Annotated in this window: 20 protein-coding genes; 15 read left to right on the top strand and 5 right to left on the bottom strand. The window is 42.3% G+C overall.

What is annotated here, in order from left to right; genetic code table 11:
* Nucleotides 1-145: 145 nt before the first annotated feature.
* Nucleotides 146-364, bottom strand: coding sequence for a hypothetical protein (locus HQN86_RS24565; RefSeq protein ID WP_172663487.1), 219 nt, complete (start codon nt 362-364; stop codon nt 146-148).
* Nucleotides 365-668: 304 nt separating this feature from the next.
* On the opposite strand from HQN86_RS24565, the gene HQN86_RS24560 reads away from it, so the two are divergent.
* The 7 genes from HQN86_RS24560 (at nt 669) to HQN86_RS24530 (ending at nt 5,751) form a co-directional block, all read left to right on the top strand.
* A complete protein-coding gene (locus tag HQN86_RS24560) occupies nt 669-1,610 on the top strand; it encodes an RteC domain-containing protein (protein WP_172663486.1) in 942 nt (313 codons plus the stop codon).
* A 267-nt stretch (nt 1,611-1,877) separates the two neighbouring features.
* Nucleotides 1,878-2,336 carry a hypothetical protein gene (locus tag HQN86_RS24555; protein ID WP_172663485.1) on the top strand — a complete coding sequence of 153 codons (459 nt, stop codon included), beginning with the start codon at nt 1,878-1,880 and terminating at the stop codon, nt 2,334-2,336.
* 66 nt (nt 2,337-2,402) lie between these two features.
* Entirely contained in the window at nt 2,403-2,750 is a 348-nt protein-coding gene (locus HQN86_RS24550) for a DUF4134 domain-containing protein (RefSeq protein WP_172663484.1), read from the top strand.
* Nucleotides 2,751-2,752: 2 nt separating this feature from the next.
* On the top strand, nt 2,753-3,106 hold the full coding sequence (locus tag HQN86_RS24545) for a DUF4133 domain-containing protein (RefSeq protein WP_172663483.1): 354 nt from the start codon (nt 2,753-2,755) through the stop codon (nt 3,104-3,106).
* A gap of 2 nt (nt 3,107-3,108) precedes the next feature.
* Entirely contained in the window at nt 3,109-3,228 is a 120-nt protein-coding gene (locus HQN86_RS27200; RefSeq protein WP_172663482.1) for a DUF3875 domain-containing protein, read from the top strand.
* Nucleotides 3,176-5,263 carry an RHS repeat domain-containing protein gene (locus tag HQN86_RS24535; protein ID WP_172663481.1) on the top strand — a complete coding sequence of 696 codons (2,088 nt, stop codon included), beginning with the start codon at nt 3,176-3,178 and terminating at the stop codon, nt 5,261-5,263. The genes HQN86_RS27200 and HQN86_RS24535 overlap by 53 nt, the downstream gene beginning before the upstream one ends.
* A complete protein-coding gene (locus HQN86_RS24530; protein ID WP_172663480.1) occupies nt 5,260-5,751 on the top strand; it encodes a hypothetical protein in 492 nt (163 codons plus the stop codon). The genes HQN86_RS24535 and HQN86_RS24530 overlap by 4 nt, the downstream gene beginning before the upstream one ends.
* A gap of 96 nt (nt 5,752-5,847) precedes the next feature.
* Here the strand turns inward: HQN86_RS24530 and HQN86_RS24525 are convergent, their stop codons facing one another.
* Complete coding sequence (locus HQN86_RS24525) at nt 5,848-5,988, bottom strand: hypothetical protein (protein WP_172663479.1); 141 nt, start codon at nt 5,986-5,988, stop codon at nt 5,848-5,850.
* A 686-nt stretch (nt 5,989-6,674) separates the two neighbouring features.
* Here HQN86_RS24525 and HQN86_RS24520 point away from each other — a divergent pair.
* Nucleotides 6,675-7,313 (top strand): UPF0758 domain-containing protein, encoded by a 639-nt coding sequence (locus tag HQN86_RS24520; RefSeq protein WP_172663478.1) that lies wholly within the window; start codon nt 6,675-6,677, stop codon nt 7,311-7,313.
* A 246-nt stretch (nt 7,314-7,559) separates the two neighbouring features.
* On the opposite strand, the gene HQN86_RS24515 is transcribed toward HQN86_RS24520, so the two are convergent.
* A complete protein-coding gene (locus tag HQN86_RS24515) occupies nt 7,560-7,724 on the bottom strand; it encodes a hypothetical protein (protein WP_172663477.1) in 165 nt (54 codons plus the stop codon).
* Between HQN86_RS24515 and HQN86_RS24510 the strand changes: the two genes are divergently transcribed.
* From HQN86_RS24510 to HQN86_RS24480, 7 genes are all read left to right on the top strand, one after another.
* A complete protein-coding gene (locus HQN86_RS24510) occupies nt 7,716-8,504 on the top strand; it encodes a DUF3560 domain-containing protein (protein WP_172663476.1) in 789 nt (262 codons plus the stop codon). The genes HQN86_RS24515 and HQN86_RS24510 overlap by 9 nt on opposite strands.
* Before the next feature lie 10 nt (nt 8,505-8,514).
* On the top strand, nt 8,515-8,733 hold the full coding sequence (locus tag HQN86_RS24505) for a hypothetical protein (RefSeq protein WP_172663475.1): 219 nt from the start codon (nt 8,515-8,517) through the stop codon (nt 8,731-8,733).
* Nucleotides 8,734-8,745: 12 nt separating this feature from the next.
* The gene (locus tag HQN86_RS24500) at nt 8,746-9,009 is read left to right on the top strand and encodes a hypothetical protein (protein WP_172663474.1); all 264 of its coding nucleotides are present in this window, start codon (nt 8,746-8,748) and stop codon (nt 9,007-9,009) included.
* Nucleotides 9,006-9,377, top strand: coding sequence for a hypothetical protein (locus HQN86_RS24495; protein ID WP_172663473.1), 372 nt, complete (start codon nt 9,006-9,008; stop codon nt 9,375-9,377). Before HQN86_RS24500 ends, HQN86_RS24495 begins: the two co-directional genes overlap by 4 nt.
* A gap of 273 nt (nt 9,378-9,650) precedes the next feature.
* The gene (locus HQN86_RS24490; protein WP_172663472.1) at nt 9,651-10,118 is read left to right on the top strand and encodes a JAB domain-containing protein; all 468 of its coding nucleotides are present in this window, start codon (nt 9,651-9,653) and stop codon (nt 10,116-10,118) included.
* A gap of 111 nt (nt 10,119-10,229) precedes the next feature.
* Entirely contained in the window at nt 10,230-10,550 is a 321-nt protein-coding gene (locus HQN86_RS24485) for a hypothetical protein (protein ID WP_216854505.1), read from the top strand.
* Between the two features lie 124 nt (nt 10,551-10,674).
* Entirely contained in the window at nt 10,675-11,250 is a 576-nt protein-coding gene (locus HQN86_RS24480; RefSeq protein ID WP_172663470.1) for a hypothetical protein, read from the top strand.
* A 272-nt stretch (nt 11,251-11,522) separates the two neighbouring features.
* Here HQN86_RS24480 and HQN86_RS24475 read toward each other — a convergent pair whose 3' ends face one another.
* Both HQN86_RS24475 and HQN86_RS24470 read right to left on the bottom strand, forming a co-directional pair.
* Nucleotides 11,523-12,170 (bottom strand): heavy metal-binding domain-containing protein, encoded by a 648-nt coding sequence (locus HQN86_RS24475; protein ID WP_172663469.1) that lies wholly within the window; start codon nt 12,168-12,170, stop codon nt 11,523-11,525.
* Between the two features lie 426 nt (nt 12,171-12,596).
* Complete coding sequence (locus HQN86_RS24470; RefSeq protein ID WP_172663468.1) at nt 12,597-14,897, bottom strand: redoxin domain-containing protein; 2,301 nt, start codon at nt 14,895-14,897, stop codon at nt 12,597-12,599.
* Nucleotides 14,898-14,976: the final 79 nt, after the last annotated feature.

Here is a 14,976-nt window from a genome sequence, read left to right as displayed (position 1 = left end):
AGATGGTTGGAGAAACAGAAAGCTTTACCACTTGCAAAAGACTGATCCCTTGTAGGGAACGAAATTCAAAGGTAAGATTTTACGAATAATATATTTTCTTTTAGTTATTGGCACTTCTGTTTTCTTTATTGATTAATCACATGTGTTAAGTACTCGAATCTTTAATGTTATTCTTGTTCTTAAAAGCAGCCAGAAGGGATTCGGCAAGTTCTGATGTGCCTCCCGCCTCATTTATCCAATCTTTAATCATTTTAGAATCATCATCTAACTGCTGATACCATTTATTCAGTGCTTCAATTTCAGTTTCGGAGAATTTTTTACTATTCAATTTCTCTAGCAGATCTGTTAATTTTTGGTTTTCCATTTGAATTTTCTGAATTAAATAATGGTCTTTATTATATGACGAATGAGAATACTCAATCCGTTACTCAACTACAAGATAAAACAGTCATGCAGGTTATCTATGATATCAAATATATGGACTTTTGATCTGAATCGAGAAGATTTAGACTTCTTCGATTCATTGTATTAACTCTATGATTAATAGTCGTTATTTAGTACTAAAAAGAGGAATAGGGAATTCTCCCTATTTTATCAAAATAGGGAGAATTCCCTATTGACAATCTGACCTTTATCGAACCATATTTGGATTAATTAACCGCTGCTGAATGCATGTGGGTTCAGCAGTTATTGTTGTAGAAATAAATCATCCTATGAACAACAACATTAATCCAAAGGCGCAGCAGGCGCTGCAAGAGCTGAAAGATCAGCTAAAGTACATTGCTCAGGTTGGCAAAAATCCAGCGAGTATTTTACAAGCCCAAATGAAGGAACTCAGACCGGTTTTGGCTGGGCTTAGCAATCAATATCCATATCAGGATCAATCGGGCGAGATTAATTACCACAAGTATTTGTATCCCGCTTTTAAAAGCCTGGAAATTTATTGGCAGGAATATTACGGTAGGAATATTTGCAAAGTTGCGGGAACTGAGAAAACACTTTGTAAACGCTGCCAGCAGGAAATCGGGTTTATCAACGCCTTCTTTGAGCGTCACAGTTTTCACTACAAATATTATTGCCTTGAGGCAACGGAACTGGACAGTTTGTTCTTCACTAAGGCATTTGGATCCGGCGGGGGTATTGCAAACGATAGTGTGCTGATTCCTGTAATGCCTGGTCAGGAAGGGGTGAGTTGCACGTTAACCGGCGAGCTCTTCGCCAGGTTCATTGCCTACGAGCAATTGCGCAGCGAACTGCTCGAACGTCAGTATGCATTGTCGCCTAAGCCCGGCTTATCCAATACCTCTGTAGATTCAAAAGGTAAGTTGATTAAACCAATGCAGTGGACAGGTGAGGTTATTCATTTGATTGAACTCGCCCATGGCATCCACCTGAAAGAACAGGTCAATAACGGAAGTATCGGTATTGTAGATTTCTTTGCAAGCCTGGGTGACTTTTTTGGGGTCAATCTGGGTATTCCTAAAAAAGGGTTTGATAACATCAAAGCCAGGAAACGGCTCAGAAAAACCGAATTTACTGACCAGATCCGGGAAGCACTATTAAAGAAGATGGATGAGGAGGATGAGTGGGGTAGCAGGCCAAGTTATTAATGGTTGAGTTAATGATTGATAAATCCTACGGTCCGTCTGGAGATGGGAAGGGACATTGGTGTTTGTTCTATGTGGTTTTGCGATCGGTTTTTTATCAAAATATCCCATGTGGGAAGTTATGTTTTGGGTTCTGCTGTCCTTTGTTCCCGGTTTCCGCTGCAATTGGGCGGTGGAGTAAATTTGAAATCGATGTTAGAGCAATTTAGCTGGCTGGATTTTTTTCTGGTGTTTGGGCCGCTGACCGCGGCCTGGTATGTATGGCTGCTGATGGTGTACTCTGGTGACGAACGGGGCGGATCGCCCCGGACATTGAAAGAGCTGTTGGGCGCCGGGGTTTCTGGTGATGTTGGTGCTGATGATGGTTTGGGTTTTGGTGGTAATGCTTCTGCGCCTGGCCTGGATTCAGGGGAGTCACTAATGGGCAAATCTAAAATGCCGGAAGGAATGGAGCGCATGTCCTCCGCAGATATTGCATTTGCAGACGCTGGTGAAGCAGTAGAGGAGAATGGATTAATTGCTGATGTGTTGGCAGAGTTGAAGGAATTGTTTGCAGGACTGGCCAGGGAGGATGGCTCTAAACTGGACTTTTTCCGATTGATTGCTGGTCTGAAGGAGAATTATCCGGGGATCGGTTCGCATACTGGGATTGCAGTGGTCAATGCTTATGTGGTAGACCATGCGCCTTTCCTGATCAGTCTGTCTGAATTGGATTCGCTTTGGGATTAGTGTTGAGGCGAGTTTTTGGTTTGGTTGTATTAGGTTCTTTTCTTTTCATTTTTAGTCGCTGTGTGTATGAGGTGTGTTAAGTGTTTTGCTGTCTTTGCCCGCTGTTTATTGCTGGGTGTTGTATTAGTGGTTTATCAGGTGCTTTCTTCTTTCGTGTTTGCAGTGTCCGCATTTGCACAGGACGGCAATGCGGGTATCCGTGAGGCAACGAGTAAGGTGGTAGGGTATTTTGATACAGGTTTGGATTTGATGTATGCCATTGGTGCGGTAGTAGGACTGATCGGTGCGGTAAAGGTGTTCAATAAGTGGAATGCGGGTGAGCCGGATACCAATAAGGTGGCTGCAGCCTGGTTTGGCTCCTGTATTTTTCTGGTGGTGGTGGCTACGGTATTGAAATCATTTTTCGGGATCTGATCATGGCTAGTGTCTATCATATCAATAAAGGGGTGTCTAAGCCGATTGTGTTTAAAGGGTTAAAGGCGCAGTACATTGCTTATCTGGCAGTGGGTTTAGTATTGTTGCTGCTAGGTTTTGTGTTGGGCTATCTCCTGGGGGCGCCTTTGTTTGTGCTGCTTCCGCTGGTGCTGAGTCTGGGTTTTGCGTTGTTCTTCTTTGTGTTTCGTTTATCGCATCGGTTTGGGGAGCATGGCCTGATGAAGTATGTGGCAAAACGTGGCTTGCCCAGTCGCATTGTGTTCCGCTCGCGCCGCGTGTTTACGGGCTTGAAGTATGAGGGTGGTTCTATTGGTGTTGGTGTTAAATCTGTTTAGTGATGGAAGCAATTAATCTGTTACCGGTGTACAAGGTGGAAAATGATTGTATCCTTTCTATGCAGGGGGATGTCACGATTGGTTTTAAGCTGGTATTACCTGTGGACGGTGAACTATTATGATGAAGAAGGAAGGATCGCTAAGGTTTGGCAACAGCACTATAAAGGAGGAGTGGTAGCGACCAACAGTTATGATGAGACAACCAATACGTATAACTTTCCGGGTGAATTGACTGCTAGTGTGAGACGGCATTTTGTGTTAGGTGTGGAGAAGCTGAATGCCTCTAACCGGTTCATTTATGACCATATGGGCAGATTAAAAGATACTTACCAAAAAACGGGAGATGTTGCGGCCACGACCAATCCGGAGATCCTGCTGAGCCGCAATACCTATAATGAAATTGGCCAGCTGAGCAGTAAAGGATTACACAGTGCCAATTTGACCACCTTTGCCCAGACCGTTAATTACACCTATAATGCCCGGGGCTGGCTGAAAAGTCAGAGTTCTCCTTTGTTTGCGCAGGCTTTAACCTATGAACTGGATTCTGCCGGATTAGTAGCGCAATACAATGGCAACATCAGCAGGCAGAAATGGGGTGTCAATACCAGTTTGAGCAAACAATATGTCTATACCTACGATAAGCAGAACCGGTTACTGACCGCGTTGAGCCACGATGGAAATGATGAAACCATCGGCTATAATATAATGGGTAACATCACCAGCCTGCAAAGAAAATCATTGACTGCTGTTGTAGATCAACTGACGTATGATTATACCAATACAGGCAACAGATTGAATACTGTAGCGGATGCCAATGCGAATACGGTGGCTTCATTCCAGCTTCCCGGCACTACCACTTATGGGTATGATCTGAATGGTAACATGATCACCAGAGTGAGTACCACCAGTGCAGCCAACAACCTGTACGACATGACGTACAACCATTTGAACCTACCGACAAATATCAATGCCAATGGTGCGGTGATCGTTTATACTTATGATGCCAATGGCAATAAATTAAGGAAGCTGGTTAGCGGTAGTGCAACAGTAAATAATGATTATATTAGCGGTATCCATTACGAGGCTGGAGTGCTGAAGTTTATGTCCACAGCTGAAGGCAGAGTAGTAAAGAGCGCAAGCGTAGCAGGAGCCTACAACTATGAATATACCTTGGCCGACCACCTGGGTAATGGACGGGTGTACTTTGAAATTAATGCCAGCAATGCAGCGGTTAAAATTCAGGAGATGGACTACTATGGTTTTGGGTTGGAGATCGGGCGGGTAGTTCCAAGTGCGAAGAACCTTTACCTGTACAATGGTAAGGAGAAACAGGAGCAGGAGAAGCTGTTTGATTACGGGGCAAGGTTCTATGATCCAGTGCTTGGCAGGTGGAATGTGATCGATCCTTTGGCGGAAAAGATGAGGAGACATAGTCCTTACATTTATGCATTTAATAATCCGATCAGGTTTGTCGATCCTGACGGAATGATGCCCTTTGATGATTATATTTTTGATCAGAATGGCGATTTCCAGAGAATTGATAGGAATAATAAACCAGATAAATTGATAGTAGAAAATTCAAAAACCGGCAGCAAGCAGGCATATAATTTTGCGGATCCTGAATCAGATACTAAGGATATTGAAAATGGAACTATTAATAAGGTAACCTTTGTTAATAAAGAAAAAATGATAGAAATACTAGGGAATGCAGGAGCGCTTATTGTAGATAATAGAAGGAGTAAGTTGAGCTTTATGAATAAAGAAAGCAAAGGGGGAGGAGTGTTAGATTTTTCATATACGACAATACCTAATGAATTTTCTAAAAATGGTGCCGGTAATGACCCTCTAAGTAAACCTGCTTCGACTCTTTTTCTTCCTGAGGGAGACGGATATGCCCATAATCAGATGAATTCTGGAAACTATTTGTGGGGTGCGGCAGGTAGCTCACTGGGATTTAGTAAGCTGCTACTTAAAGGTGCGGCCCATTTTAATAGTGTGGCTAGCTCTTCTACAAATGGTTATCGTCCACAGTTAGATGCTAACGATGATCAATTCTCCATAGGTAGAGGTATAAACTTTTCCCAATCACAACTTTTAAGATACCGTACTTGGACACCAAGTGTGGGATTATCATCAGTTACTATTTCAAGAAGATGAAAAACTTAGTATTATTACAGGCAACGTTAATTTTTGTGATCTTTGTGCAATCATGTAATGGTCAGAATTTCGAGAGCATTATTGAGAAATATAATAATGTTGATTTTAGTGAGTTAAGAAATAGTTCTATATATCTCAGAAGCCCAGGTACTAAAAATAATACTACGAGATATTTTATTAATGTATACAAAGGGGATTGTTCCCCTTATATGGTTGATGCTGATGATAAAGAAATTATTAGTATTAATAACGACTTAGTCCTGAAAAGTTGTGGGAAAGATTATTTGAATACTGAAAAAATAGAACAATTATTTAAAGCTTACATGATATATAAGTTATGTCTTATACAAGTAGATAGCGAGGGGAATATGTACATGAATCCAGATAAAGCTGAGCGACCAATACTCCTTCGGAAATTGCCGGGCTCAACGCCTAAAGATATTAATCTATATAAAAAATACAAGGGAAATTGGTATGTACGTAAATAGTCTATTCCATTTTTACTGATGTTTTTTGCTGATTGGACAAACCAGAGTAAATTGACTCCTTTTGCCATTTTAAAAGTGTCTGGCTAATTGCTTATATTATTGTATTATCGGAGATGAATCTAAAGGGTCGTAATGCCACTGGCCGCCGCCAAAATCGGTTGTTTGATATACTGCATTGGGATTGGGGGTTATTGTAGCTCTAAGGCCATCTAAAGTAGTACTGAAAGCGTCTGCCATAATAGTTGATTTTGGTTGTCACAATATAATTAAATAGAGAAAGATTGAGTGTAACCATGTCTTTATTTTCTAGCATTGGATGTATCGAAATCGTAGGCTTTGTTCTAAGCTCAACCGGTTAGAGATGATTTTTCCGGGAAGTCCTTAAGATGATACCGGTCTCCGACAATCATCCATCCTCTGTCGAAACAGACAAACCATTCCCCTGCGGAAGTATGATGGGTTGCTGTAAAAAAGTTCCGATTGAAATGATGTGGCATATTTTGTCTTGGGACATATTCATAGCGTCCCGGACGAATTGGCCAGGGGTACAGGCGCTGTAAAATATCATAATTCCGCCTGATGATGGCAAAGATCTGTTTCTCGTTTGGGTGGGGAGGGGTTTTTGTCTCTTTTTCTTTATGCTTATTGAAGGTATTCCGGCAGGTATCGTTGCAGTAGATCTGGTCTGAGCGTCCATGCAGTGGTTTGTCGCATTGCCTGCAATACCGGATTTGTGTTGGCTGGGTCATTTTGGTTGTTTAGATGGTTCTGATGATTAACAAATTATCGCGGTTAAAGTTTTTGGGATCGGGTAAGCTGATGTTTGGATCGGATAAAGGGAAATCAGGATCAGGTAAGTTAAAATAAAACCGGATATCAGGGTGGGGTTGCCGGAACTTTGGGTCGTACTAAATTTTAGCGTTATGAAAAACAGCAACATTTTAGCTTCGGAAAGCTTCTGCAGTGCGGGGAAACATTACTTTCTGGATTTTAAGCTGGCCAGGAACAACAGCAGTTATATCTGTATCACCAGGAGTGATTCCCAACCGGACGGGAGTTATCTGCGTCAAAGCGTCAGGATTTTTGAGGAAGATTTTCACATGCTGATCGGCTGCTTGTCTTCTTTGTTCAGGGCTGCGGCTTATCAGGATGAGCAGGAAGTTACCGTTCAGGATTTATATGGTAAAGCTATTAAAAAGCGGGTGAATGGGATCAAGAGCTGGGAGCCGGAGCTTCGTCCGCGTGAGAAGATGCTGGAGCATGGCCGGGAGTCGATGAGCGATGCGGAGTTGCTGGCGATGCTGATTGGCTCTGGCAGCCCGCATGAAACGGCGGTGGATCTGGCCGGGCGGATTTTGGATAGCGTGGGCGGTAATTTGCTGAAGTTGTCGGATATGGCATTGGCTGATTTTTGCCGCTTTGGGGGTATGGGTGTGGCTAAGACCTGTTCGGTTCTGGCTGCGATGGAGCTGGGGATGCGGATGTATCCGATGTTGAATGTGGTACCGGTTAAGAAAGTCCGGGTTTCAAGTGCTGCGGGGATCCGTTCTGTTGTAGGGTAGGGTCTGCTTTTCTTTTGGGAGATGTGCTGCGGTGTTGCTATGGTCTAGTAGCCTCGCTTTTCAATTGGCTTTTTCGAATTATATCTGATTTTTATCGGTTATGTTTTGAGGCTTGCCTGGCAGGATGAGGTGAATACCGGGTGAGCAGGATACGCTTTTTCAGAAAAAAGGGGACAAAAAAAGGAAAGCGAAACTAATGGCCGTCTGCACCTGCGCGGGCATAATGGCTGCGCCACCCTTTGGGACTTATACCGCTCCGGTATGGTCTGCCATGTTTCTGTTGCTTTCTTTTTTGTCCTTTTTTCTTTTGGAAAAAAGCTTTTTGAAGGGCAGAGGAGGAAGATTTAACAGATTTTCAAACCTTAAAACCGGTGTGGTGCGGCCGTTAATTGCACTTGTATTATGAAACATGATTTTCATCAGCGTAAGGGAAACCGTATTGCGTATGCGGAGCATCAGGCGTTAAAAAGTGAGGCTGAATCTGATCAGCTGTATTTCAGGAGTAAGGAGATGGCCCGGGTGATCCCTATGGGGCAGCCGATTTTGGTTGGGCATCATTCGGAGAAAAGGGACAGGAGGTACAGGGAGAAGATTGAGGGTGCGATGTGCAGGTCTATAGAGGCGGGGAAGAAGGCGGATTATTATGCGGATAAGGCGCAAAGCATTAGGGATAATGATGCGATTTTTTCGGATGATCCCCAGGCGCTTTTAAAGCTGGAGCAGAAGCTGGGGGAGCTGAAAGATAGGCAGGGGTTTATGCGGGCGGCTAATAAATGTCTGAGGAAGAAGGACCGGGAGGGGTTTTTGATGTTGGACTTTGCCAGCGCTGAGCTATGGACGAAGTTGATGAACCCTGAATGGGGTGGGGTGGGTTTTGCCGCTTATTCGCTGAGCAACAACAATGCGAATATCAGACGCATTGAAAAGCGGATTGCTGCGCTGAAAGTGCAGGCAGAGAGGGTTGCCCTGCATGTGGAAATTAATGGGCTGCGCATTTTTGAGAACCGGGAGGCGAACCGTTTGCAGTTGTTTTTTGAGGATAAGCCTGAGGCGGAGGTGATCAGCCAGTTAAAACGACATGGTTTCCGCTGGTGCCGGTCGCAGCTGGCGTGGCAAAGGCACATTTCCAATAATGCTTTTTATTGGGCAAGGCAGATTGCCCAAAGTGTTGTTTTTCCGGATTCCATTTAAGTTTCTGATCATGTGTAATTACAGTGAGAAAACAGAGAAAAAGGCGCTTTTTGAACTGGCCAAAGCGCTGAAGCATTTTATCAGTCTGGATGATACCACAATGCACCCCGGTGACCGGCATACCGCGCAGGTTGCGGAAAAGCTGGTGCGGGGAATCATTGAGGATAACGGGTATACCGCCAGTTATTTAAAACGCCGGGGAACCCGCCTGTTCAGGTTCCGCAGTTAATCAAGCATTTTTATGGCGAGCAATCCTTACATCCGTGATTTGGAAGGTCAGCTGATTGAGGTGACCGACCTGAATGAGGCCATCAGGCAAACGGCCGGCTATATCTGCATTCTGTATCAGCAGCAGGAGCCGGCCTTGCAGGAGTTTGCTAAAAAGCGTCAGCGTTACTGGAAGGACATTTTCCAGCAGCTGGGCAGGCTTAAAGCGAAACTGGAGGCCGGCGAATTAAGCCAATTATCAACCGGCGGATTTCCGCCCAACAACGAACAATCATGAAATCATTAGCACAATTAGACAATACGGCGAAGGCGAAGCTTTTGCATGAATTATTTCCCGAAGAGGTAAAACCACTGATTGAAAATTTAAAACAGGTCTGCGCTGACTTTGAGGAGCGGGAGCAAGAGTACAGGGCGGGCTGGAACTTTGGCTTTTTTAGTTTTGATCAGTGGCTGAGTTTGTCCCGACAGAGCATGCAGCGAATTGAGCGGTTTGAAGTTGCAATGATCGATAACGGCAGGGTGTTTTCCCAGCAGCTCTGCTTTAACCTGCAGGTGCTGTTTGTCAATGACCGGATCATTAAGTATGCCGAAAAGATCAGTACCAATGAAAAGTTCAAATTAATGGTTCAGGTGCTTTATCATTAGGAAGGGCTGAAGCCCGGATCGCCGCCCGCTAGCCAGCGGGCGGCGTTTTGACAGCTCAAAAGATATGGATTTGAAGACCGGTAATTGGAGGAACTATTCTATTCATCCTGCACTAAGTTCGGCCGGGACTTTTGGGGCGCAAAAATTGTTCGGCATAAACGCTCAGGTGGCCTTTTCCCGCTTTTCCATTTATTCCGCTGCATTTTTTGCTTGCTCAGCCCCGTCCGGAAGGCGCGCACAATTAATCAAATTTTCAATTAAAAATTTAAGACGATGAAAGTGCAGATCCAAAATTCCCTGTTTATGGTATCGGAAATCAAAGTAACTTATCAGCCGAAGTTTAAAGCCTGTGAAAGGCCTAAGATCACCCAGTCTAAAGATGCATATAACATATTGTTCAACAACTGGGACCATGGAAGAATCCAGATGAGCGAACAATTCTTCATCCTGCTGCTGAACCGTGCGAATAGTGTTATCGGTATGACCGAAATTTCCAGCGGCGGAGTTTCAGGAACGCTGGTTGATCCGAAGCTGGTATTCGGGATTGCTTTGAAAGCCTGCGCCAGCGGGATCATACTTTGCCACAATCACCCCAGTGGTAATTTGAGGCCCAGCCAGGCAGATCTTTCCCTGACCAGAAGATTGGAAGAGGCTGGGAAGTTACTGGACTTGCTGGTTTTGGATCACATCATCCTGACTAAACAAGGGTATTTCTCTTTTAAGGATGAGGGGCTGATATAGCCTCTTCCTAAAGTGAATTGAACAAAAAGATACAGGTGATGACTTTTAAGGATACATTTGTGAATACAATTGGCATGAAATCTAATGGATTACCAAACTGCGGACTATATAATGACTTACTTCTCCAGCCTGCAAAATGACAAAGAGAAGCTGGCAAACAGACATATATCTTCGGTAATTAAGTTAGGGCATCCAGATGCCAACCTCCATGCAGCAACCAGGGCTTATAAAAGAATGGGTTGGCTGACAGATGATGAGGATGCGTTGACGCTCGTAAAACTGGGAGAAGAAGGCTTTAAGATAAAAGTAGCGGAAAGGATACTATTGAAATATAAAGATCAGGTGGTGTTGAATTATTGTCCAAAATGCAATAGACTGGCAAGAACTCCAGCAGCCAGGCAATGTCGTCACTGTGGGCATGATTGGCATTAAAGATGGTATCCAAAACCTTTACTCAGCATTTTACAACATATTGTAAAGTCGAAAACGGATATAAAAACTGAAAGTAAACTACTATCTTAGTTCCTTGCCTGCACATATGGGGTAGGCGTTTGATATGGATAATAAGATAGCCTACAACTATAAAGATATGATCGTCGAGTTATTCGATGATACTTCATATACGCCTGGCTCCGACAATAAAAGTGTTTATGAATTATATCACTTTACTGACCGGTATCAGAATCCTTATGGCACACCGCATGGTGTCAGATTATTTAAGGGTGATCTTGAAGTAAATAGTTGTTTGCTTATTGGATCAGGTGGCACAACGGTCCATCCAACATCAGCCATATTAAATGGTGATTCTTTATCAGTCTGTTGTGGAGATAGCGTGTTTTCCTTAGAGCTGCCAAGCTTGAAGTTAAGTTGGCAAACCCAAGTTGATATTGCCGCGTGCTTCCAGATTTATAGTATCGGTGGTGGGTATGTTATTCATGGTGAGGTAAATGTCTCCATGTTAAACAGTCAGGGAGATATAATATGGTCCTTCTCTGGATATGATATTTTTGTCTCACCTGACGGCGAAACGACCTTTGCTATTCATGATGATCACATTGCATTAGTTGATTGGGAGAAGAACAAATATGAGCTTGATTTTAATGGGAAGGTAATCCGTAGTGTCGTTAGGTAGCTTTTCATTCCTAATATCTACTATTTAAACTTCACTATAAAGCTATTTTTAAGTGTAAAACGTGAATTGCAAAATGTTTTAGCTCCAGGATCTCCTGTATCCACAAGTTTCTATCTGGAATAACTGATAACGAATATAATTTTTGGATTTACTTTAATTGACCACGTTATCAAACAATACTTTAATGACACTTGTGCTATTTTAATAACAGGCTAAAGCAGCACGGTTTGAGTGGAGATCATTGTTAGCTATTTCTGATATGATGTTATACGTTACAATAAACTGGGTATTTTTATAGATTTTAGTTCGACTAGTTTTGTAGCGTTTTCTGCAAGGTGATTTATTTTTTCTTTGAAATCGTTTTGTTTTTCAGTCCAGTTTTTAACCTTGATTGAAGTTCCTGACATACAGACCATCAGCATTCCTTTTCCACCACCTACTTCGGAATAGTCTATGTCAGTGCCAATTATAGCGTTTCCACCCAATAATAAACAACTAAATCGGATAGCCTCTTTGCAAATGTTTTCTCCTTTTAAGATCTTCCCGGCTAGTGATTCAGATTGTCCACCTAAAAAATCAGCCCACGAGGATGCTATTTCGGTTAAAAGCCCTGTTCCGGTTACCGATTGTCCAGTAACAATTTCAAGAATTTCATATTCCCAGTTTGATGGGTTTGGTACTGTTATTATTGGCACTAAATGTAGATCCTTCTTTATATTTTTAACCAATTCCTGTTTTCTACTCTCCAGATCTTTGGTGATCGCATTATATTCGTTAACTCCACAATCACTACAGTATCCTTCCATCGTTCTATTGGATTGGGAATTTATAAAATCCGTTAACGGCTTTGAAAGTATATATCTTGATGAAAGTATGCCGTCAAGTTTCTTATTGCAATTTGGACAATCTTTGCTCGCCATGTTTTTTAATTTAAGGTGTTATGCTTTATCTGTGAAGTCCTCCGATGGCCCAATAGTCAATTCAATTTGGGATCTAAGTAATGAAATTTGCTCACTTAATAAGTTGTTTGTCTCCTGTTGGGCTTTTAGTTGTCGCTCTTGATTAGTTACTATGATGTTGATCTTCCAATACCACATAACAACTTCTCGCAAAACAATAAAAATGGCAATACAAATTCCGATTCCGATAAGTCCACTAATGAGAGAGGTGTCATTGATATTGGATTGTAGGATGGGAGTGGAAACAAAATTTGATGATAAAGGCATTACTATCATGGCGTTAATTTTATAATGGTGAGTGGCTTGAAGGTAACGTGTTTTGTTAATCAATACTATTTTAAATAATAGCCTACTGAAGATTGAAGAATTAAAATTAAATGCCGGTATTTATTTACTAGCATATATTTCGTTGAATTTCTTCAATATCCCTTTCCAGTCCTTCCCGAACTGAACATTAAGCATACGCCCCTCTGGTGAGATAATGATCTTAGAAGGGTAGCCGCTAACTTGATAATCCTTCTCTATCTTGTTGTCAGACATCGCCACCGGGATGGTGTACTTGTTGAGGGCTAAAAAACCTTTTACTTTTTCTTCGGTATCGTAACAGGCAACACTCAGGAAGTTTGCATCACCATGTTTGCCTTCTGTCAGTTCCGTATAGAATTTGTTTACATCAGGCAGTTCCTGCTTGCAGGGCCCGCACCAGGTTCCCCAAAAATCGAGCACCAGCCATTTTTCTTTGAAATCTGCCAGGGTATGCTCCTTGCCATTGATATTTTTTACCTTAAATTCAGGCGCATTCTGCCAGGTACTAATAATGTGTTCGGTAAAAAAGGTTTTAAAGCTCCGACTGGGAAACTTGGTTTCGAAACGCTTCTGCATGTCGCTGAGTGTTTCCGGACTCGAATTAATTTGAACTGCTAATAACTTTAAAGCTTCCAGTTCATTGCCAGCGAGCAGGAGCTGATCAATGTAGTCATCCCGATAGCTTTCTTTAGATTTTAAGAATACCCGGTCGTAAAAACTACCATACGCTTTCTCCTTATTGTTTTTTGGTGAATACTCAGATGCTTTTCCCAGATAAGCCACCGCTTTAACGGAATCCGTTTTTACTACAGAAAGAAACTTTAAGTAATAGGCATGGGCCAGCATGTTCTGACTTTCATAGCGTTCTTTGTTGAGGCTATCGGTGGTGTATTTTTGAAGCTTTACAATCGCAGCGCTTAATAAAGAATCTGCTGCACCTTTTTTGTTTACATCGAGTAACAAGTTGTACATCAGTAATGCGTAGCGACCGCCGTTACCCTCTTTCATTTCCTGGTCGCTCATTTTGTTGAAGGCCGTTGCAGTTTCTAACTGCAAAGCAGTGTTTTTTGAGTCGGCTTTGGCTTTTACCCATAAATTTAATGCCCTTGTTTTTTGACGATAAACCGGATTTTTATTCGAGACAAACATCTGGATCAGTTCTGCGCTTTTACGGTCCTTTTCTTTACGTCCCGGATAATCGTACTCCCCAATGAAATTCTGGGCAAAAGACTGTTGAACCCAGTCCGTAAATGAGGGCGTATTGTAGAAGTATTTGCTGACTGCATAGGCATCTGCTGCACTTCCTTTTTCCAGCGCCGTTCCTAACTTGTTATGGAGGTGGCTGCTTTCATCTTTAAGGTATTCATTTGGTGTTTCCATCAGCGCATCCCAATACACCTGGTAATTTTGGTCATTTCGCGTCTCCTGGATTAAACTGAGTTTTTTGACGGCATAATAAGCATCATTTTTAAATTCAGGGCCAAATGCTGCTAGGGCCTTTTTCACCTTTAAAGAATCATATTCTCCGCCGGTTTTTAGTTCTTCACTCCAGTAGCTCATTTTAACTGCCATGCTTATCCAATTGGAGTCGGGCTTTGTTATCGTCGTTGCGTTACTGAGCTTCTTCATATTGATGATTTCACCCTTCACTGATTTTTCTGTTCCCGAGGATAGGTTCTTGACCTTTGATGTGAAATTGGTTTTGGAAAACTGGCTGAGCATTAAACCGGTTTGCGGGTCAAATGAGTATTTAGAACTGTTGGTCGAGCCATCTTCGCGGGTTTCTTCAGTATTTAGCCTGAGTACTCCGGCCTTATTTGAGATGATTTTAAACTTGGTACCGGTGTCTTTATTTTCCCAGGAGGTTTGAGCGGTTAGCGCTTTGTCTGGAAATTGGTAGAATAAGCCCTGCATCTCAGCAGTAAACCCGCCCTTTGCGTTGTTAAGTATTTGCTTTTCAATGTCAGAATTTAAGTTCCATTTGATGAGTGTAGATTTTAGCTGTTCCTGTAAATCGTCTATAACAATTACCTTTCCTTTGGTGTTTATGATTAGTGTAAACGGCTTATTAAGCATGGCAATGGGAAACAGTACACCTGTTGACATGAAATTGGTTTTTCTCAGTGAATCGGTATTCAGTAACACTTTTTTATCATTTTTGATGAGTGCTTTTACGATTCTGCATTCAAAAACATTATTGCCTTCCTGGTTTTTGCCGAGTGAGCGAAATGCATAGGTCAAGGACTGATCGGTTTTGCCTGTTAAGGTATCAATCGTCCTGTTGGTGATTTCAAAAGTTCTGTTTTTGCTAACCTGGAGTTGCTGGGAAAAGCTTTGACTTGCAATTGTTAGCGTAATTAAGAGCGTTAAATGGATTTTCATATAGATTGAGAATGGTTAATAATTAAATATAAGTATTTATTACCTTGATTCGTCATTCAAGGCTAAACTAAAAAGCGGG

The organism is Pedobacter panaciterrae (assembly GCF_013204795.1).
Taxonomy (GTDB): domain Bacteria; phylum Bacteroidota; class Bacteroidia; order Sphingobacteriales; family Sphingobacteriaceae; genus Pedobacter; species Pedobacter panaciterrae.
The sequence above is the reverse complement of the archived record's forward strand: the minus strand, read 5'-3'. Positions and strand labels throughout refer to the sequence as shown.